Origin of the sequence: Paenibacillus sp. NPDC058898, from assembly GCF_049316025.1 — a bacterium.
GTDB lineage: Bacteria > Bacillota > Bacilli > Paenibacillales > Paenibacillaceae > Paenibacillus_AQ.
The window spans coordinates 40,115-61,125 of the sequence record NZ_JBMOSM010000005.1 but is presented as its reverse complement, the minus strand read 5'-3'; the positions used below and the strand labels follow the sequence as shown (position 1 = coordinate 61,125).

12 protein-coding genes are annotated in these 21,011 nt (G+C 52.1%); 9 read left to right on the top strand and 3 right to left on the bottom strand.

Annotated elements, in window-relative coordinates:
• Positions 1 to 50: 50 nt before the first annotated feature.
• Both ACOZB4_RS15195 and ACOZB4_RS15190 read right to left on the bottom strand, forming a co-directional pair.
• Positions 51 to 866, bottom strand: a complete 816-nt coding sequence (locus tag ACOZB4_RS15195) for a flagellar motor protein MotB (RefSeq protein ID WP_379414366.1) — start codon at positions 864 to 866, stop codon at positions 51 to 53.
• On the bottom strand, positions 850 to 1,644 hold the full coding sequence (locus ACOZB4_RS15190; protein WP_379414365.1) for a flagellar motor protein: 795 nt from the start codon (positions 1,642 to 1,644) through the stop codon (positions 850 to 852). The genes ACOZB4_RS15195 and ACOZB4_RS15190 overlap by 17 nt, the downstream gene beginning before the upstream one ends.
• A gap of 313 nt (positions 1,645 to 1,957) precedes the next feature.
• On the opposite strand from ACOZB4_RS15190, the gene uvrB reads away from it, so the two are divergent.
• From uvrB to ACOZB4_RS15155, 7 genes are all read left to right on the top strand, one after another.
• Positions 1,958 to 3,949, top strand: coding sequence for an excinuclease ABC subunit UvrB (uvrB, locus tag ACOZB4_RS15185; protein ID WP_098749165.1), 1,992 nt, complete (start codon positions 1,958 to 1,960; stop codon positions 3,947 to 3,949).
• Positions 3,950 to 4,052: 103 nt separating this feature from the next.
• Positions 4,053 to 6,920 carry an excinuclease ABC subunit UvrA gene (gene uvrA, locus ACOZB4_RS15180; protein WP_379414364.1) on the top strand — a complete coding sequence of 956 codons (2,868 nt, stop codon included), beginning with the start codon at positions 4,053 to 4,055 and terminating at the stop codon, positions 6,918 to 6,920.
• Positions 6,921 to 7,129: 209 nt separating this feature from the next.
• On the top strand, positions 7,130 to 8,623 hold the full coding sequence (locus ACOZB4_RS15175; protein ID WP_379414363.1) for an S-layer homology domain-containing protein: 1,494 nt from the start codon (positions 7,130 to 7,132) through the stop codon (positions 8,621 to 8,623).
• A 256-nt stretch (positions 8,624 to 8,879) separates the two neighbouring features.
• Positions 8,880 to 9,089, top strand: a complete 210-nt coding sequence (locus ACOZB4_RS15170) for a hypothetical protein (RefSeq protein ID WP_071219760.1) — start codon at positions 8,880 to 8,882, stop codon at positions 9,087 to 9,089.
• A gap of 246 nt (positions 9,090 to 9,335) precedes the next feature.
• A complete protein-coding gene (locus ACOZB4_RS15165; RefSeq protein ID WP_379414362.1) occupies positions 9,336 to 10,418 on the top strand; it encodes a S1C family serine protease in 1,083 nt (360 codons plus the stop codon).
• Positions 10,412 to 12,346, top strand: coding sequence for a copper amine oxidase N-terminal domain-containing protein (locus ACOZB4_RS15160; protein WP_379414361.1), 1,935 nt, complete (start codon positions 10,412 to 10,414; stop codon positions 12,344 to 12,346). The genes ACOZB4_RS15165 and ACOZB4_RS15160 overlap by 7 nt, the downstream gene beginning before the upstream one ends.
• A 242-nt stretch (positions 12,347 to 12,588) precedes the next feature.
• Positions 12,589 to 14,544, top strand: coding sequence for a GTP-binding protein (locus ACOZB4_RS15155; protein ID WP_379414360.1), 1,956 nt, complete (start codon positions 12,589 to 12,591; stop codon positions 14,542 to 14,544).
• A gap of 333 nt (positions 14,545 to 14,877) precedes the next feature.
• Here ACOZB4_RS15155 and ACOZB4_RS15150 read toward each other — a convergent pair whose 3' ends face one another.
• Positions 14,878 to 16,086, bottom strand: a complete 1,209-nt coding sequence (locus ACOZB4_RS15150; protein WP_379414359.1) for an MFS transporter — start codon at positions 16,084 to 16,086, stop codon at positions 14,878 to 14,880.
• Positions 16,087 to 16,618: 532 nt separating this feature from the next.
• Between ACOZB4_RS15150 and ACOZB4_RS15145 the strand changes: the two genes are divergently transcribed.
• Entirely contained in the window at positions 16,619 to 17,716 is a 1,098-nt protein-coding gene (locus tag ACOZB4_RS15145; RefSeq protein ID WP_379414358.1) for a DNA alkylation repair protein, read from the top strand.
• A 528-nt stretch (positions 17,717 to 18,244) separates the two neighbouring features.
• A complete protein-coding gene (locus ACOZB4_RS15140; RefSeq protein WP_379414357.1) occupies positions 18,245 to 20,758 on the top strand; it encodes a U32 family peptidase in 2,514 nt (837 codons plus the stop codon).
• Positions 20,759 to 21,011 lie beyond the last annotated feature (253 nt).

The window sequence follows — 21,011 nt, the reverse complement described above, 5'->3', positions numbered from 1 at the left end:
TCTTCTAAGTCAAGGCGTGGAGTGGGTTGAGCCGCATGGAGGCTATCTTCCTACTCCTTAAGCTGTCGTAACACCGTAATTTCAACCCGCCGGTTCTTCTGCCTGCCTTCAGCAGTCGCATTATCCGCGGCTGGCCTCGTATCGGCATAACCTGCATACTGGAAGCCTTCCGGATCCAGCTTGCTGCTCTCAAGGAAGAACCGCAGTACCGACATCGCCCGGGCACCGGAAAGCTCCCAGTTGTCCTTGTAGCTGGAATAGCGTCCGATTGGCACATTGTCCGTATGCCCCTCGATGCTCACGGTGGTGTTTAAATCACCGAACAGGCTTGCCAATTTGCCCAGAACGGGAGCGGCCCCGGGTTTAAGCTCGGCCTTGCCGACATCGAACAGAAAGCGGTCGCTTAACGTAATGGCAATCCCTTGCGGCTCGTCCGCGATAAAGATATCCTCTTCGAGCTGGTTGTCTTTCACGTATTGCTGAATAAGCCCCATAAAGTTCGCCAGCTCTTCCTCCTGGGCACGGAAAGCCAGCTCCCGTTCAGTTAGCGGTTCTGAACCTGCATCTTTATCCTCTTCTTCCTCAATGGCGGCAGGCTGCGGTGGAGGATTCTTATGGTTCTCCGTATCGGCTGTGCCGGTAAGGCCCGAACCCATCTCCAGGATGCTGTCTCCGCTCTGGAAGGTGGCTTGCAGAGATTGGGTGACAAGTTTGTATTTTTCCGTATCGAGCCGGCTCATGGCATACATTACAACAAAAAAGATCAGGAGCAGCGTAATCAGGTCGGCATAGGTGATCATCCAGCGGTCGCGCTGTTCGCCTTCGGCCTGCTTGCGATGACGGCGCCGTCTATTCGGCTGTCTCATGCACAATCCCCCTTGAGGACGGAATGTCCGTGGTGCCAGCGGAAGCGAAGGAGGCTAGCTTTTTACGAACTAACAGCGGGTGCTCTCCGTTCTGAACAGCCATAATTCCTTCGAGCAGCAGCTCCATATTTGCAATTTCTTCTTCGGAACGTGCTTTAATCTTGGACGCAATGGGCAAAAAGATAATATTGGCACTTGCGACGCCGTATAAAGTGGCGGTGAACGCGACCGCGATCGAAGGTCCGAGATCGGTTGGGTCTTGCAGACTGCCCAGCACGTGGATCAATCCCATGACGGTACCGATGATCCCCATGGTAGGAGCATATCCCCCGGCGGACTCGAAAATCTTGGCATACCCTTCGTGCTTCTGCTCGGCGGCATTGATATCGAGCTCCAGGATTTGGCGCACCATCTCCGGATCGTTGCCGTCGACGACCATCTGCATGCCTTCCCGCAAGAACGGATCCTCGTGATCGGCGGAGATACGCTCGAGCGCCAGCACTCCGTCTCTTCTGGCCGTAACCGACATATCAACAATGGCGTCAATCAGTTCGTCCGTTGAACGGTTGCTGCGGCCGAAGGCCAGCTTGAGCGCAGCGGGGATGGTGCGGAGCCGGGTGGCCGGGAAGCTGACGATGACGGCGGCGATGGTGCCGCCGAATACGATAAGCGCAGCCGCTCCTTGCAGCAGGCCGCTCAGATGCCCGCCTTCCCATAAAAACCCTCCGATCAACGCGGCCAGACCGGCGAGAATGCCGAGAATAATTGTAATATCCATAACGCTGTATCATCTCCTTAAGGAAGTTAATTGAAGATCATGGGTTCGCTTGAAGCTAGTCCGACATGGAATATGAAGGCTGTGGGGTCATACAAGTTGATACAAGTTGAAGCACGGAACATTTGCGCTGGAACTTATTGAAATTTTCATTAAACTATTTGCATCAAAAAAACGTAAAGGGTATAATGAGACGGGAACAAATATTCTTATTCTTTACGTAGACACCACTAATTTCCCATAGTATATCATCGGGAAGTTTCGACATATCTTTTAGCATGAATTTCATTTTAGAGTATGAGGGTGATGAAGGGCAATGAGCGATTTAGTTGTCAGTACCAAATCCTTTGAGATCCAGTCTGAATTCCAGCCGCAGGGCGATCAGCCCACGGCTATTGATGCGTTGGTCGAAGGACTCCGCCAAGGGAAAAAACATCAGACGCTGCTAGGTGCAACAGGAACGGGTAAGACGTTTACGATCGCGCAGACAATCGCCAAGGTAAACCGTCCCACACTCGTCATTGCGCATAACAAGACGCTGGCTGCACAGCTGGCCAGCGAGTTTAAGGAATTCTTTCCGAATAACTCGGTTGATTATTTCGTGAGTTATTACGATTACTATCAGCCGGAAGCTTATATCCCTTCCTCCGATACGTATATCGAGAAGGACTCCAGCATTAATGAAGAGATTGATAAGCTCCGCCACTCTGCAACGAGTTCGCTGTTCGAACGGCGCGATGTCATCATTGTGGCGAGCGTATCTTGCATATATGGCTTGGGTTCGCCGCATGAGTACGGAGAATTGCTGCTTTCGCTCAGGGTGGGCATGGAGAAGCCGCGCAATGAGATTTTGTCGAGGCTGGTTGATATCCAGTACCAGCGGAACGATATCAACTTCGTTCGCGGTACGTTCCGCGTCCGTGGGGATGTGATCGAGATATTCCCTGCCTCGAAGGGGGAGCATGCCGTTCGCGTCGAGCTGTTCGGCGACGAGATCGAGCGGATCACGGAGATCGACGTCTTAACGGGCGAACTGGTGGGGGAACGCGAGCATATCGCCATCTTTCCGGCGTCTCACTTCGTTACCCGTGAAGAGACGATGCGGGTAGCAATCGTAAACATCGAACGCGAATTGGAAGAACGCCTTGAACTGCTGCGCTCGGAAGGCAAGCTGCTGGAAGCGCAGCGCCTCGAGCAGCGTACCCGTTACGACATCGAGATGATGAAAGAAGTCGGATTCTGCTCCGGCATCGAGAACTACTCAGGCCCTCTGACCTTCAGAGAGCCTGGTGCTACGCCATATACGCTCCTTGACTATTTCCCGGACGATATGCTGTTTGTCATTGATGAATCGCACGTTACGCTCCCGCAAATCCGCGCGATGTACAACGGTGACCGGGCACGGAAAACGGTGCTGGTTGATCACGGCTTCCGCCTGCCGTCCGCGCTGGATAACCGGCCGCTGAAGTTCGAGGAATTCGAGGAGAAAGTCAACCAGATCATCTACGTATCGGCCACGCCGGGTCCGTATGAGATGGAGCACTGTGATACAATGGTCGAACAGATCATCCGGCCGACGGGGCTATTAGATCCGATCATTGATGTGCGCCCGACAGAAGGGCAGATCGATGACCTGATTAGCGAGATTCATGACCGGGTGGAACGTGACGAGCGTGTGCTCGTGACGACCCTGACGAAGAAAATGTCAGAGGATCTGACCGATTATCTGAAGGAAATCGGTATCAAGGTTCGTTACATGCACTCCGATATCAAGACGCTGGAACGGATGCAGATTCTACGGGATCTGCGGCTTGGTACATTCCACGTGCTGGTGGGTATTAACCTTCTACGGGAAGGGCTTGACCTGCCGGAGGTTTCCTTGGTTGCGATTCTGGATGCGGATAAGGAAGGTTTCCTCCGTTCTGACCGCGCCCTTATCCAGACGATTGGCCGGGCTGCCCGGAATTCGGAAGGTAAAGTGATCATGTATGGTGATAAGATCACAGACTCCATGGATCGGGCGATTAAGGAAACCGAACGTCGTCGCAGTATCCAGATCGCTTATAATGAGGAGCACGGCGTTACGCCGCAGACGATCCGCAAGAAGATCCGCGATGTCATCGAAGCAACGAAGGTTGCAGAGGGCAAAGCAGATTATCTGGTGGGAGAAGGACAGAAGATGTCGAAGAAAGAGCGTCAGAATCTGATCCAGCGTCTGGAATCCGAGATGAAGGAAGCGGCCAAGAATTTGCAATTCGAGCGTGCGGCAGAGCTTCGTGATGCGCTGCTGGAGCTGCAAGCCGAATAAATGTTGGAGATACGAATGACAGGGGGGACGGCCTATGCGGTCGTTCTCTTTGTGAAAATATAAGCACCACATGCATGCCATATGGAGTAGGAGATGATATCGTTTGGCCATTGAAAATATTGTGATCAAAGGCGCTCGTGCACACAATCTGAAAAATATCGACGTCACGATACCGCGTGACAAGTTCGTCGTTCTTACGGGGCTTAGCGGCTCTGGCAAATCCTCTCTCGCATTCGATACGATTTATGCCGAGGGTCAGCGCCGTTACGTGGAATCCTTGTCCGCTTATGCACGCCAGTTCCTCGGACAGATGGAGAAACCGGATGTCGATTCCATTGAAGGCCTCTCGCCGGCGATATCGATTGACCAGAAAACCACGAGTCGCAACCCCCGCTCTACGGTAGGTACCGTCACGGAAATCTATGATTATTTGCGTCTCTTGTTCGCCCGGATCGGACACCCACACTGTCCGGAGCATGGCGTGGAGATTACCTCCCAGACGGTCGAGCAAATGGTAGATCGCATCATGCAGTATCCCGAGAAGACGAGACTGCAAATCCTCGCGCCGGTCATTTCCGGACGCAAGGGCGAGCATAAGAGCCTGTTCGCCGATATAGCGAAGCAGGGCTTCGTTCGGGTGCGTGTCGATGGAGAGCTGCGCGATCTGTCGGAAAGCATCGAACTCGAGAAGAATAAAAAGCATACGATCGAGGTGGTTGTTGACCGGATCGTGGTTAAGGAAGATATCGAGGCACGTCTGGCCGATTCGATCGAGACGGCGCTGAACCTGTCAGGCGGTCAGCTTCTGGTCGATATTATGGGTCAGGAGGAGCTGCGGTTCAGCTCCAACTTTGCTTGCCCGATCTGCGGTTTCAGTATGGAAGAGCTGACGCCGAGAATGTTCTCCTTCAATACCCCTTTCGGTGCTTGTCCCGATTGTGACGGCTTGGGCGTCGAGATGATTGTGGATCCGGAGCTGCTTATACCGGATACGAGCAAAAGCGTGGAGGAAGGTGCCTTTGCCGCATGGAGCGGGGGCACATCCACTTATTATCCGCAGTTTCTGAAATCGGTCTGCGCGCATTTCGGCATTCCGCTGGACAAGCCGGTCAGTACTTTTAGCCAAGAACAGATGAATAAACTGTTGTACGGTACGGGCAATGAGAAGGTTCACTTCCGTTATGAGAATGACTTCGGTCAGCGCAAGGAAGCGTATGTAACCTTCGAGGGCATCATTCCGAACCTGGAACGTCGCTACCGCGATACCAATTCCGAGGGTATTCGCGAATACATCGAAGGTTATATGAGCAGCAAGCCATGCGATGTGTGTAAAGGTCATCGTCTCCGAAAGGAAAGCCTGGCCGTTACGGTCAATGACCGCAACATGGCCTATGTCACTAGCCTGTCGATCGGAGAGTCCCTGAAATTCTTCGATCATCTGGAGCTTAGCGAGAAAGAACAACAGATCGCAAATCTCATTCTGAAGGAGATTCACAGTCGTTTGGGCTTCCTTGTCAATGTGGGTCTGGATTACCTGAATCTCAGTCGTTCGGCGGGAACCCTGTCCGGTGGGGAAGCGCAGCGGATCCGGTTAGCCACGCAGATCGGATCAAGCTTGATGGGCGTGCTGTACATTCTGGACGAGCCCAGCATCGGGCTGCATCAACGAGATAATGACCGCCTGATCTCGACGCTGGAGCATATGCGGGATCTGGGCAATACGCTGATTGTGGTCGAGCATGACGAGGACACCATGATGGCTGCGGACTATATCATCGATATTGGTCCTGGCGCTGGTATTCATGGCGGCCAAGTCATCGCGGAGGGAACCCCGAAGGAGATTATGAACGACCCTAACTCTCTGACGGGCCAGTACCTGAGCGGCCGAAAGTTCATTCCGGTCAACAGCAAGCGGCGCAAGACCGATGGACGCTGGCTTGAGATTAAAGGCGCGAAAGAGAACAATCTGAAGAATATTAACGTGAAAATTCCGATTGGCGTCTTTACGGCGGTAACCGGTGTGTCCGGGTCAGGCAAGTCGACACTGGTCAACGAAATCCTCTACAAGACACTTGCTCGTGACTTGAACAGAGCCAAGGTACGTCCGGGGCAATACCGCGAGATGAAAGGTTTGGAGCATATCGAGAAGGTCATTGACATCGACCAGTCTCCGATTGGCCGTACGCCTCGCTCCAACCCGGCGACCTACACAGGCGTCTTCGACGATATCCGGGATATCTATTCCCAGACGAATGAAGCGAAGATTCGCGGTTACAAGAAGGGCCGCTTCAGCTTCAACGTGAAGGGTGGCCGCTGCGAGGCTTGCCGCGGGGACGGTATTATCAAGATTGAGATGCACTTCCTGCCGGATATCTACGTGCCTTGCGAAGTGTGTAAGGGCAAACGCTACAACCGCGAAACGCTCGAAGTCAAATATAAAGGCAAGAACATCGCTGAAGTACTGGAGATGACCGTTGAGAATGCGACGGATTTCTTCCAGAACATTCCGAAGATTCACCGGAAGATGCAGACGCTGATGGATGTCGGTCTGGGTTATATTACTTTAGGCCAGCCTGCCACCACGTTGTCCGGTGGTGAAGCCCAGCGCGTGAAGCTGGCTTCCGAGCTGTATCGCCGCAGCACAGGCAAAACGATGTATATTCTGGATGAACCGACTACCGGCCTGCATGTGGACGATATCGACCGTCTGCTCGTTGTGCTTCACCGCCTGGTGGATTCCGGGGAGTCCGTCCTTGTCATCGAGCACAATCTCGATGTCATTAAGACAGCGGACTATCTGATTGACCTGGGTCCGGAGGGCGGCAGCGGCGGTGGTACCATCATCGCTACCGGAACGCCTGAGGATTTGGTGAAGGTGCCCGAGTCTTATACAGGGAAGTACCTAAAACCCATCCTGGAACGTGATACGAAGCGAACCAAGGAATTGAACAAGGTGGAAGCGGCACGTTAATAGCTTCGAATCTGTTCCATGCTGGAAGTGAGCTGTGCAGCCCACAGCTTATTGCATTTCATATTTCAGCAGATTGAACAGGTTAGCGTCATAATGGAGTCCCCATGTATTAATGGGGCTCTTTTTTTTATTTTCATATCATCCTCCAATATCTTCGCATTCCAGGATATGGTATGATCTTGATAATTGCGACAAAATGGAGGAATTGTATGAAGAGAATCGCCTGTTCCGTTCTAATAGCTCTGGCAGCAAGTGCTTTATACATAAACTCATCCGATAACGTTCAAGCAAGTGCTGGTGTACCCGTTTCAGATATGATGGGCTTTAATGCGCAGGAAGCCATCCGGTTAACCGAAGGAGGACTCCATCCCGGTGACGGTGGTAGGGATATCCAGCCGAAAGCGGCCATCAGCAGGCAGGATTTTGTCATATTAATCGTCAATGCTTTGAATCTGGGCACAGGTGAACTTCCAGGAGCCGCTACCTTCAAGGATGTACCTAACGATCACTATGCTTTCTCCGCAATCGAAGCTGCGGTTCATGCAGGGCTTGTGAAGGGGGTAGGGAACGGAAGATTTGGAGTTGGACTACCGCTGACACGTCAAGATATGGCCGTGCTGTATCAAAGAGCTCTGCAAGGGGTTACCGACAAGGAAACCACGGACGGGGAAGCCACGCAGCTGGAGTTACATGAAGGCTCCTTCAGCCATTATGCTAAGGAGGCTGTCGTACTGGCCATGGAGTTAGGTCTCTTTCAGGAATCCACAGCCGATGCTTTGAATCCCAAGGGTATCGTTACTCAGGAAGAAGCGGCTTCGGTTACAGCGAAGTGGTTGAAAGCCGTGGAGCAAATCAACTTGGATATAGCCGAGGGTGAGGTAGAAACACCACCAGGAAGTCCGCACCCGGTAATCCATGGTATCGTAACCTCATCATCGGGACCATCATCGACAACTCCTGCCGTTACCGGATCAGTACAGCCCCATGGGGGGACAGAGTCCCTAGCATCTCAGTCGGGATCGCCGACAACGATACCAACTGCTCCGATGGATCTGAAGTTCCAATATGTGAAGGGTCAGGTTCAATTAACCTGGACGAAGCAGCCAGGTGAAACCTACAATATCTATTACAGCGAGAAGTCCGGAACGGGTTATACATTATTTGCTGACGGAGCGAATGTGAATTCAGGCGCCTACCTAACATCCGATGTGCGTTTTCAGGAGACCGTCTACTATGTGGTCGAGGCTGTGAACAGCTTCGGCAAGAGTAGCTATTCTAATGAAGTTTCGAGCCGCCCGAATAAAATATCCGGTCTTCAGGCCAACCTAAATGAGGAAGATGAATCCATTGGTTTAACCTGGACAGATACGCAGGAAGGCATAAATTATCATGTATATTACATAGGACCTGACGGAGTACTGTATCGTTTGAATGATGAACCTGTAGTGAGCCGTTCCTATCTTATTCCGAACCGCAATATGTTGGCAGGTCCGTCCGGCCGGTATACGATCCATGTGGTTGCTGTGAACAAATTGAATGTAAGCAGTGAACCGTCCAGTGAAGTTGCGCTGGATGTCAAGAAGGACCCTGAGGATCGGATTACGATCACAGATCCCTCTGTGGCATTGCCAAGTGAAGACTTAGAGGAGGAACCGGCAAAAGAGCAGAAATTGTTTTCTGAGGAGTATGAGGAACAGGAGTGAAGGTTTCTCGATCCCTGTTCGGGAGTCACTTGGATATACGAAGCAGCCTATGTCTTACTCCATAACGCAAACTTGATCTAGCCTCTGCCGTGATGAAAGTCATGCTAACATCTGAAAATTTGGTTAAAAATGAGAAATTTTTATGACTTTTTTTCATTTTTAGGGGCGGAGGGCTTGCATCTGGACGGGCACATGGATAACATAGAAGAAGATATGTAAATTTGCCCGAGAAGAAACCCACGAGGAGGTACGTTTCATGATCCTTGCAGCAGCATCGGATGCGAGTGCGACATTTAAGACATTTGATATTTTCATGATCCTGTTTACGATTCTGATCTTTGTTGGTGTGGTTCGCTTGTTGATGGCCCGCCAAAAAAATAAATTCGCAATCGCTTTCGGTCTCGTCAGCTTATTTGTGTTCTTGTACTCTGACTATGCCATGATTACAGGATGGTTTAACAATTAGGTTGGCCTAGGCACCTTATTTAAAGCGGCTTCATTTGACGAATGTAATGAAATACATACAAACAAGACGCCCGTCTACTGTTCGCAGTGTGAAGGCGTCTTTTTGTTTCTTCGGGGAAAAGCTACAAGGTCCGCAGGAAAAACGTAAAAGAAATAGGTCTAGAAGCAATGGCTGCAAATGGAAAAACATGATAAATTGAGGAGTACAGGTTGGGTAGAGGATGGAACCGGGGGAGGAACAAGCGAATTGAAGAATTTACAATGGCAAAAACGGTCGGCGGTTGCACTGTTAGGGGCCATCATGCTGGCAGGAAGCAGCGATGCGATTATGCATACAGACATAGCGGCTGCAGCAAGCGCTAAGTCCAAGAATACATATGAACAAAGTGCGGTGCCTCAGGTTATCAGCCGGATGTCGCCATCGGTTGTTGGCATTATCGGAAAGGCACCACAAGGAACCAGCGAAGTGGATGACAGATACAACCTGGCGCACGGTACGGGAGTGATCTGGAAGGCAGACGGGTGGATCGTTACTAACGCTCATGTGGTGGACGGGCTAACCGGAATCACAGTCGTGACGTCAGACGGCAAATCCTATAAAGCCAAGGGTGTATACAGCGATCCCATGAGTGATATTGCGTTGGTCAAAATTAACGCCAAGTCTCTGAAGCCGGCCAAATTTGCCGCATCCGCGCAAAATGCGCTGGTTGGAGAAACGGTGGTTGCCATAGGTACGCCAATCTCCTTCTCGTTACGAAACTCGGCATCCGTGGGTGTGGTAAGCGGCTTAAACCGGAGCGTAGACGGCTCTTATCGCCTGATTCAAACCGATACTGCAATTAACCCGGGCAACAGCGGAGGGCCGCTCGTCAATCTGAAAGGCGAGGTCATTGGCATCAACAGCAAGAAGTTTGCCGCTGTCGGCATTGAAAATATGGGCTTTTCCATTCCTGCGGAAACGGTCCATTATATTGTGGATCATTTATTGGAATACGGCGAGGTTCGAAGAGCCGGTCTCGGGTTGGAACTGGAAGAAAGCTGGTCCGCCATCGTGGGTCTGCCTTCAGATGACCCATTGACCGTTACGAAGGTGCTGTCCGAGCAAGCCCGGAAAGCCGGAATCCAAGAGGATGATGTGTTATACGCCATTAACGGAAAGCGCATCTATTCCGTCGTTGATATCAACGAACGGTTAAAGCCCTTCATCCCAGGCCAGCAGGTTCAGCTGCTGATGCAGCGGGATGGAGATATTGTAAATGTAAAACTGACGCTCAGCCAGGATGGTAATCGAGCTGCTTCGTCAAGCGTTGAGGAGGCTGAGTCATGGTGAAGAGAGAAAGAACGGAGTCAAGCCGACGTTTACGGCAGATGACAGCCGGAACCTTATCGGCTTTGATGCTATTCACGTCGTTGTCACTTCCCGTATGGGGTGATGACGTTGTGCCGGAGAAGCGTATACTGACCGTGCAAAGCGGAAGCAGCACAGCTTCGGTCAATGGCACCTCGTATACGATTGCCAAGCCACAGCAGAAGCAGGGCGTTTTGATGGTGCCGCTGGGCGTGTTTAAAAAAGCGTTTGGCAGCGAGATCAAGCTGGAGGGCGAGAACCGGGTTCGACTGCTGCAAGGACCGCATACGATTGTGCTCGTTATCGGCAACAAGACCGCATGGATTGACGGGAAAAAAGTACAGCTGCCGGTAGAACCGGCGATGGTGTCCGGAACGCTGATGGTACCGCTGCGTCCGGTTGCCGCGGGGATTGGCGCCAAGGTAAGCTCCTCCCAAGGCAAGCTATCCATCAGCCTCATGGTTACGGATAAGGAAGAGAAGCATGACGAGGGCGAGATCAACAATACGACCGGGAAGACCCGAATCGGAAATAGTTATTATGAATGGAGTATGAATTATCCTTCTTGGATGATCGTTGGGAGAGGAACGGACGACGAGAGCGGTGCTGCTTTTAACGATGCTACGGGCCGCTACTATCTTGAGGTTCATGCCTCCTCCCAGAAAGTAAAGCTGAGTCCTGACGATTTGTTAGAACGGCTCCTGAAAGAACTGAGCGATTCTGGAGATGTTGTGCTTCACCAAGAGACGGTTGCAAGCGGAGTTCTGCCGTATGCCAGAGTAATCTCCCGCGATATCGACGGCGTCTTGTGGGAAGGTCGGCAGTACTATGCCAATGATCGCGTCTATGAGCTGTATTTTGCCGATGCAGAAGCGGTTCACTATAAGGATATGGACAAGCACGCGAGCTTGCTGGGTTCATTTAGAACGACCTATCAGGCTGGAGACAAAACATTAAAAGACGTCTCTTCCATCGTAGGTGGGCTCCGCGAAGCAGGAAATGAAGAATACGGCATATGGTTTGGCATTCCTGCAGGTTGGGAAATCAACAACAAGGATATGCTATACGGCAGCGAAGGGCAAGGTTATCTGTCCGTCTCGGTGACATCCGCTGGGGCAGGGGTTGATGGCACGCTCACAGCTTGGGGGCAGCGGCTTAAAGACTGGCTGTCGGAATCCTTCGTTCAAGATTCATACGAATACGTCGGACTTACGCCTGTGGAGATATCGGGCGTCAAAGGGCAGATTCAAGAAGTACGGTACAACTTCGGAGATAAATGGGTGACGGAATATGAAGTGATGATCCAGAAGAACGGCTACCGTTATTATCTGGAGTATGCGGTACCGGATGGCCAGGAACGGACGGCTTCCAACTGGAAGAAGGTGCTGGATTCGATCGAGATTGATTATGATGTGGTACCGGAGAACTTCGGCCGCATTGGCGATGAAGGCTATCTTACCGATAAAACCAAGATGAGAAGCAAGAACTCCGAAACGTACCGCTACCATATCGATATTCCAAAGTACTGGGAACCGCTGAATGATCAATTCGAGCAGGGAACGGTGGAATATGGATTTGCCGGGGGCGGGTTTGAAATTAATGCTCAGAAGGATACCTCCGCAGAATTCATCGTCAGCAACCTGAAACGTTATTATAATGAAGCCAGCACGGCCTCAGGGACGACGTTGAAATTGCTTGGCGTGGATAACATTACGTTTGCCGGTGTGCCTGCCGTGTCGTTCAAGGTGCATCAGGTGAAGAACGGCGTTGGCTTTACAACTCAGGAGATTGTCTTTGAAAACGGAGATATCGTGTACACGATTACGACGACGTTGAATGATGCCAATGCAACGGACATGCAGCAAGCCGCGCTTACGCGTGCGCTGTCCTCGTTTGAGCTGGTGAAGTAATCCGAAGGATGGAATTATAGACGAATATCACACTTTAGTGGGCAATCATATTTTTGATAACGCTGATAGCTGTCCTGCTGCATCCATAGGGGTGCGGGCGGGCAGCTATTTTGGTTATATGGTCGATTCTCATCCGAAATAATAGAACATATGTGCCGTTTATGCGACCTGATATGGTAAAATTAAATCGTGAGAGCAATGGATATGTAATAAAATCGGCTTACAGAAGAGGGAATAAGCGGATGAAAAAAACGATAGGCATGTTCGCCCATGTGGATGCAGGCAAAACCACGTTGGCGGAGCAGTTGTTATATATGACCGATACGATTCAGGAGCGCGGGCGTGTGGATCATCAGAGTGCTTTTCTTGATCGACATGACATTGAAAAAGAACGGGGTATCACCGTATTTGCCGATCAGGCCACCATGCAGTTTAACGGCTGCACTTATTATTTAATCGATACGCCGGGTCACGTCGACTTCTCGCCGGAGATGGAGCGGGCCATTCAGGTCATGGATGCCGCCGTCGTTGTCATAAGTGCCGTGGAAGGTGTCGAAGGGCATACGGAGACGGTATGGCAGTTATTGCGTAAGCATGGCGTCCCTACGTTTTTGTTTATTAATAAAATCGACAGAGAAGGCGCGGATGTGACGCGTGTGTTTGCAGAGATTCGGAGTGAACTTACCGAGGACGTCTGTATGATTACGGAGGAGGATGTACTGCACGAAGGCGTGATGCAGACCTCGCTCATCGAGGCTATCGCAGAGCGGGACGAGAAGCTGCTGGAGCTCTATATGGAACAGGGATATGAGGTTTCACGGTGGCTGGATACGATGACCGCGATGATAAGGAAAGGGCAGCTATTCCCCTGCTTCAGCGGATCAGCTCTGCAATACGTGGGCGTGTCCCATTTCTTGCATCAGCTGGATCTGCTGACAATTACGGACTATGATGCCGGGGCTGATTTTGCCGGAAGGGTATATAAGATTCGTCATGATGAACAGGGAGCCAGGCTGACGTATATTAAAGCCATGGGTGGAACACTGCGGGTGCGGGATGAGATGACTTATTTTGCCGGAACGGAGACGATCACGGAGAAGGTTACGCATATCCGTTTGATCAATGGGGGACGCGTGACGAATGTCGATCAGGTGCATGCGGGTGATCTGTTTGTCGTTACGGGTATTTCTTCAGCTGCGGCGGGCGACGGACTTGGGACTCTGAGTGGCCGGACGGTATATGAGCTTGTACCGACTCTGAAGTCGAAGGTGCAATTCGAATCCTCGATTCATCCCAAGGATATGCTGCGCGAATTCCGTCTGCTGGATGCGGAGGATCCTTCTCTGTCTGTGCAGTGGGATGAGTTCGCTCAGGCGATCCATATCCATGTGATGGGTATCATTCAGCTTGAAGTGCTGGAACGAATCGTGTTTGAGCGGTTCGGTTACCGGATCACCTTCGGTGAACCGGAGATTTTATATAAAGAGACCATAACGGAAGACGTTGTGGGCTGTGGTCATTTCGAACCGTTGAAGCATTACGCGGAGGTGCACCTCCGGCTGGAGCCTGGAGAGCGCAACAGCGGCATCATATTCGCCAATGCTTGCCATCCTGATGTGCTTCCGGTCAATTATCAGCATCTGGTCGCCCAGCATGTTGGGGAGAGGGATCATCACGGGCTGCTTACTGGCTCTCCCATCACGGACATCAAGATTACCCTGCTAAAAGGACGGGCGCACAACAAGCATACGCATGGCGGGGATTTTAGGGAAGCCACCTACCGTGCATTACGCCAAGGGCTGGAGAAGACAGCCAATAGGCTCCTGGAGCCTTACTATCATTTCAAGGTGAAGGTGGATGCCGAGTATATCGGACGGTTAATGTCGGATCTGACCCAGGCGAAGGCAAGCTTCGAGCCACCGGAAACAGCGGGAAACAAGGTGACGGTCACGGGATCGGCTCCCGTATCGACCATGATGAATTACAGCATGGAATTAGCCGCCTACACCAAGGGAAGAGGTACGATATCCCTGGTTTACGGGGGATATGGCCGGTGTCATAACGAGGCTGAGGTCATTGAACGTAAAGGATACGATAAAAATGCGGACCCGGAATACAGCTCCTCTTCAATATTCTGTGCGAAGGGAAGCGGTTATGCGGTGCCATGGGATGAAGCGGACCGTCATATGCATATCTAATGCTTGATGTTGCGGAAGCGATAGGTGGTTAGGCAAGATGTTTCGTGGTCGTGAGGGAGTCGTATGGGGTTCGTGGTAAGAGCTTGCGGGATTCATGCTTGTACACCGTGAAGGGGAATCATGTATTACGACGCTGATATGCAGCAGGATTAGGTATGCAATGACATTAATTATGCAATGACATTAACTATGTAATGAAGTATGTAGACAATCGGGCGATTATGAGTTAACGATGTTGAGCTAGATAAGCACCCCGATGATTCAATTTAAGTCCGTAATGAGTTACGCACGCGAGATATGAAATCATCTTCGCGTGCGCCAAGTAAAGAGACTTTATGAAGAGAGGGAGCCTTTTTCTACAGGCTGCCCGCGCGACGGCCGCATTGTCCAATAGGTAATGGCGGTGGTAATGAGCATTAACACACCGGTCATTAAGAATACCGAGTGAATGTTAAAGATGCCACTGATCATGCCGCCCGCGAGCGGCCCGGCCATCCCTCCGATTTGGTTGGCGGTCTGGTTGAGGCTGAACGCACGCCCGCGGAATTCGCTTGGCGTATGCTTGACCACAAGGCCGTTGAGCGCCGGGAACACGGCACAGAAGAACACGCCGTAAGCAAAGCGGATGGCCGAGAATGCCCAAATGTTGCTGAACAGGATCTGGGCGAGCGATCCGATGCCGCCGGCGAGCAGGCCGATCAGCAGCACCTTTTGGAACCCGATTTTATCGGCTAGGCGTCCCCAGCGGGCCGCAAAGAGGATGCTGGCGATCCCGACGATGGAGAACACAAAGCCGGCAATCATTGAGGTATGCGATGAAGAGCCGCCGATCTGAGCGATATACAGCGGCAGGACGGGCTCGATCGTCATGACGGAGAACTGCGTCAGCACCGTAAGCATGAGCACGGTCATCAGCGCCTTGTTGTGTCCGGCGACCTTAAATGTATTTATGACGGAGACGCGCTCTTTGCTGGGTACGAATTTTTCTTCCTTGACCCAGAATATGACAAGCAGCGTGGCGGCGAAGCACAGTATCCCTGCCAGTCCGAATGCCATTCGGTTGCTGAACAGGGAGGCCAGGGTGCCTCCGATCATCGGGCCCATGATGCCGCCGGTTGCGGTTGCCGTGGACATCATGGAGAGTGCGTAGCCTACCTTTTTCTCGGGGGTATTGGTGCCTACAATGGCGATTGCACCCGGGATAAAGCCGGAGAGAAGGCCTTGCAGCAGGCGGAGAATCAGCACCTGATACTCATTCGTGACGAATGCCATCAGAATATAGATGACAAAGAGCACCAGCCCCGCGCGGATAATCATCGGTTTGCGTCCATATTTATCGCCGACGGCTCCCCAGAAGGGAGAGGACAAGGCGCCCGCAAAAAAAGCGGAACTGAACAGCAGTCCCGACCACATTTCCGTATGCTTGGTAACGCCGAGCTCAATTAGAAAAAGCGGGAGAAATGGTATGACCATCGAGAAGCTTGATGAAACGATAAATGAGCCGAACCATAGTATCCATAAATTCTTTTTCCAACTTTCCATGTCTTCTTCATCTCCTGATGTGCGATTTGTTGTAATCCTTCGAGCTTCGCCTCCTGTCTTTTAAATGGGGTAAAGATGTATGTAGTACATTTTTAGAGATAACAAATGGATAAACTTCAAGGTTTACTGCGCTTATCTTGCAAGAAAAGCTTCCTCTAAATGCGGTCTGTCATCTGTGAAAGTAAGTCGATAGAGGTTTTTCCTTCGAGATAAGAAAGTTGTTAATGGACTAATCCATCTATTCATCCTACGACTTCCCAACTTCGGGAGGCCGGGTTCGGATAAAGCAAAACGCCCCCCAATTGGGTAAACTGGAATTAACCAGACTACCGCACTAAAGCGAAAGGCGTGCAACTTCATCCTACACCACATGTTTTGGATTGGGAAGGGGCAGGGAACGGGGTTGGAGCGGTCGGTGGCTCTTTTGGAGATGGGTTGGAACCGCCGGGTTAACGCATACATAAAGGGCTTTCAGGATTCTATAAGACGTGGATACAATATCGTAAAAATTATTTTTTTGGGGAGAACTGATATGAGAGAAACGCTGAAGGATCTATATTCAAATACGTTGTTCCAGCAAGTGACCGATCGGTTGAAGGAGGCTTATCCGGCATTCGATGCGAACCGGTTCATGGAGCTGATTCATGATGAAGCTTGGGGACAGGAGGAGTTCAAGCAGCGCATCCGGCATATTACGCTGGCCTTAACGGACACGCTGCCTGCTTCTTATCCGGAAGCCATTGGGATCCTGAAGCAGGTAGCCCCGCATTTTAGAGGCGTTGAATATGTGTTCTTTCCGGATTATGTTGAGGTTAATGGGATGGAGGATCTGGAGACATCGATGGAGGCTTTGGCGGTATTCACGCATTCTTCTACGGCGGAGTTTGCCGTTCGGCCTTTTATCATCCAGGATCAGGAACAGATGCTGGCACAGATGATGACATGGGCACAGTCCGATGACGAGCATCTGCGCCGGTTGGCGAGTGAAGGCTGCAGACCACGCCTGCCTTGGGCGCCGCAGCTGCCGTCCTTGATTAAGGATCCTCGGCCGGCTTTGCCGATCCTGGAGCAGTTGAAAGAGGATCCTTCCTTATACGTTAGAAAAAGCGTCGCCAATCACTTGAACGATATCTCCAAGGATCATCCGGAGCTTGTGCTTGAGATTGCCGCCAAATGGTATGGCAAACATCCGTTAACGGATTGGATCGTGCGGCATGCGCTGCGTTCGCTGCTACGGAAGGGAGACATTCGGGCACTGGCCATTTTCGGGTATGAGGAGCTTGAAGAGCTGGAAGGACTTGAGGTGCGCGAGCTGCGCATTAAACGTTCCGTGATTGCGATGGGGGACGATCTGGAGTTCGCTTTTCAGGTGGTCAACGAAACCGGGAACCCGATGGCGCTCCGCATTGATTATGAGATCGATTATATGAAGGCAAGCGGTAAGCTTGCGCCAAAACGTTATAAATGCTCGGACAAGGTCTATGCGCCGGGAAGCTGGAAGGTGGAGAAGAAGCAGTCGTTTAAACCGATCTCCACCCGCCGTTTCTACTCCGGCGATCATCGTCTTCACATTGTCGTGAATGGCAAGCGTTTAGCGAGCATGGATTTTGTGCTGGAGGGTGCGGAGTAGGTGTGTATGTCCGTGCAGGACGTGCATGAGTGAAGCTGAGGCGAAGGAATCGTCCCGAGCCATTTGAGTCGGCATGATCTCAAGGAACTGTGTTGTTAAGGAGACTCTGACTAAAGGGCTCGGAGATCAAAATGCAGTATTACTGGTAAAGGAGAGAGGATAACCTCCATAGCCAAAAAAGAGCATAAGAACACAGCCCTGCACGGATTATCATCCACCGGTAGTATCCGCTGCGGATGATGTGAGGCAAGCCTTCCGATTGGGAGGGCTTGTTTTTGTTTCTACGAAACAGGGTGCTATGCGGATTATGGCAACACTATCAAAAGTGTGGAAATCAAGTTAGCAGGTAGAAGAGAAGCCGGACTTTTGGTAAACTAGATAAGTTGAAAAGCTTTCAAAGTATTTACAAAATCAATTGATATAGATGTCGGATGCCCTGTTCTATGAAAATAGAGTATGGCTTGCATGTTTCAATGAAAGAATAGTAGTACACAGCACGCCGGCTTGAACCGGCCTGGGAGGATATGGATGGACACGAAAGCACTACGAAGAGAAGACGTGGAGTTGCTGGCCCCTGCAGGGGATTGGGATTGTATGCGGGCTGCGGTGGCTAACGGGGCGGACGCGATCTTTTTTGGGGTCGAGAAATTTAATGCGCGCGCACGAGCGAACAATTTCCGGATGGATGAGCTGTCCGAAATTATGGCCTTTTTGCACAGTTATGGGGTTAAGGGATTCCTGACCTTCAATATTTTGGTATTCGAGAACGAGCTGGAGGATGCCAAGGAGCTAATCGATGCATGCGTGGATGCCGGCGTGGATGCGGTGATCGTGCAGGATTTGGGTCTGGTAAAAATGATTCGCGAGATTTCCCCGGATTTCCCGATCCATGGCTCAACGCAGATGACGATTACATCGCCGGAGGCCGTCGAGTTCACGAAGCCGTTCAATATGGAACGTGTCGTACTGGGGCGGGAGAACAATCTGAAGCAAATCCAGAAGATCGGGGAGCAGGCGAAGCTCCCGATGGAAGTATTCGTGCATGGTGCGCTATGCGTATCCTACTCGGGCCAATGCCTGACTTCCGAAATGTGGGGCGGCCGCTCCGCCAACCGCGGAGAGTGTGCGCAGGCCTGCCGTCTGCCGTACGATCTGATCGTGGATGGCGAGCAGAAGCCGATGGGCGACGTTGCCTACTTGCTATCCCCGAAGGATTTGGCGGCGATTGATCTGATGCCTGAGCTGATTGAAGCGGGCGTGACCTCGTTCAAGATTGAGGGCCGGTTGAAGAGTCCGGAATACGTGGCTAACGTTGTGAGTAAGTACCGGAAGGCGATCGACCGGTATTTTGACGGCGAAGATGCGAGACCGAGCAAGGAAGAGGTGCGTGAGCTGCAGCAGAGCTTCTCCCGCGGCTTCACTCATGGCTTCCTGGATGGAACGAATAATAAAAAGCTGGTCGAGGGTACCTTCCCGAAAAGCCGCGGTGTGTATCTCGGCCGGGTAGAACAGATTCTGCGTGACGGTGTCGTCTGCAAGCTGGATGCGCCGCTGAAGCGCGGGGACGGTATCGTGTTCGATGCAGGTGATCCAACGAAAAAAGAAGAAGGCGGTCGCGTCTACGACGTCCGCCGCAAAGGCGTCAAGCTGGAGGGTGAAGCGCAGGAAGGCTGGATCGTCGATATCGTTCCCGGCCGAAGCGACGTGGACCTGCGCAAGCTGCACGTTGGCGACCGGATCTGGAAGACCAACGATCCGGCGCTGGATAAGCGCCTCCGTCAGACGTACGAGACGGAGAAGCCGTACCGGGTATTCCCGGTACATGTACGTGTCAGCGGCCGTCCCGGACAGCCGCTGACGACCTGGTGGACCGATGTGCAGAAGGGCACGACGGTCCAGGTGGATTCAGAGCTGGAACTGGAGATTGCCCAGAAGCGGCCGCTCAGCCAGGAGATCCTGGAGGAGCAGCTTGGCCGCCTGGGCGGAACGGTGTTCCAGCTCGAGGCACTTGACGTCGACCTGTATGGCGACGTCATCGTGCCGATTCGCGAGCTCAACAGCATCCGCCGCCGTGCGGTGGAGCTGCTCGCTGGCGAGCGGCCAAAGCCGCCCGTGTACGTGAAACGGGCGGTGTCGGTGTATGGCGATGCGGCTGTGCCCGCAGCGCCCGTGGCTCGCGGTGAGGCGAAGCTCACCGCGCTGTGCCGCAGCCTGCCGCAGGTTGAGGCTGCGCTTGCGGCCGGCGTCGAGATGATCTACGCCGACTTCGAGTTCATCAAGCAGTTCCCGGCAGCGGTGGAAGCCGTGCGTGCAGCCGGCAAGCAGATTGCGCTGGCGACGCCGCGCATTCACATGCCGGGCGAGAACGGCTACCACAACAACATCCTGCGCCTCCAGCCGGACGCCGTGCTGGTGCGCAACACCGGTGCGCTGTATTTCTACCTGCGCCACCGGATGGAGAACCCGGGGGCGAAGCATCCCCGGCTGATCGGCGACTTCTCCTTGAACATTGCCAACCACAAGGCGGTTGACCTGTTCGTCGAAGCCGGATGCGACACCGTCACGCCTTCCTATGACCTGAACATCCAGCAGATGGTGGATCTTCTCGGGAAGGCTGACACGTCCAATGTGGAGATCGTCATCCATCAGCATCTACCGATGTTCCATACGGAGCACTGCGTGTACTGCACGTTCCTGAGCGAAGGAACGGACTTCACGAACTGCGGTCGTCCGTGCGAAGAGAGCCGCGTGTCCCTGCAGGACCGGATCGGCATGTCCCATCCGGTTCGGGTCGACGAAGGCTGCCGTAACACGGTTTACAATGCCATCGAGCAATCCGGCGCTGAATACCTGGCGAACTTCATGGAGCTGGGCGTATCCAGCTACCGCGTGGAGTTCCTCGAGGAAACGCCGGAACAAGTCCATGAGGTCATCGATCTCTACAACCGCGCCTTGCGCGGCGAGATCAGCGGCACCCAGGTGTGGAAGAAGCTGAAGGCCACCAACCAGCTCGGCGTCACGCGGGGGCAGTTGGTGAAGTAAGGAACGATTGTAAATGAAGCATGTCTGCCCTGAATAGGGTCAGGCATGTTTTTTTGTTTTTAGAATAAGATAAGGGGTGCTTTTTTTATGTACGCAGCATTCGGGACTTCAGTCCCCTATACGTATGGCGAGATTTATATGACAATTGTTTATAATTGGAATCTATTGTTTTATTTAGTGATAGAATCGATAGATATACCTGTTACGTATTAAGAGTAAAAGGGCGGGGATTATGAGTTCTAATAAATATATG

Excerpts from the sequence above, each read along its gene's own strand:
- ACOZB4_RS15155 (WP_379414360.1), top strand. The coding sequence starts at position 12,589 with ATGAAAAAAACGATAGGCATGTTCGCCCATGTGGATGCAGGCAAAACC.
- ACOZB4_RS15190 (WP_379414365.1), bottom strand. The coding sequence starts at position 1,644 with ATGGATATTACAATTATTCTCGGCATTCTCGCCGGTCTGGCCGCGTTG.
- ACOZB4_RS15140 (WP_379414357.1), top strand. The coding sequence starts at position 18,245 with ATGGACACGAAAGCACTACGAAGAGAAGACGTGGAGTTGCTGGCCCCT.
- ACOZB4_RS15160 (WP_379414361.1), top strand. The coding sequence starts at position 10,412 with ATGGTGAAGAGAGAAAGAACGGAGTCAAGCCGACGTTTACGGCAGATG.
- ACOZB4_RS15170 (WP_071219760.1), top strand. The coding sequence starts at position 8,880 with ATGATCCTTGCAGCAGCATCGGATGCGAGTGCGACATTTAAGACATTT.
- uvrB (WP_098749165.1), top strand. The coding sequence starts at position 1,958 with ATGAGCGATTTAGTTGTCAGTACCAAATCCTTTGAGATCCAGTCTGAA.
- ACOZB4_RS15145 (WP_379414358.1), top strand. The coding sequence starts at position 16,619 with ATGAGAGAAACGCTGAAGGATCTATATTCAAATACGTTGTTCCAGCAA.
- ACOZB4_RS15150 (WP_379414359.1), bottom strand. The coding sequence starts at position 16,086 with ATGGAAAGTTGGAAAAAGAATTTATGGATACTATGGTTCGGCTCATTT.
- ACOZB4_RS15175 (WP_379414363.1), top strand. The coding sequence starts at position 7,130 with ATGAAGAGAATCGCCTGTTCCGTTCTAATAGCTCTGGCAGCAAGTGCT.
- ACOZB4_RS15195 (WP_379414366.1), bottom strand. The coding sequence starts at position 866 with ATGAGACAGCCGAATAGACGGCGCCGTCATCGCAAGCAGGCCGAAGGC.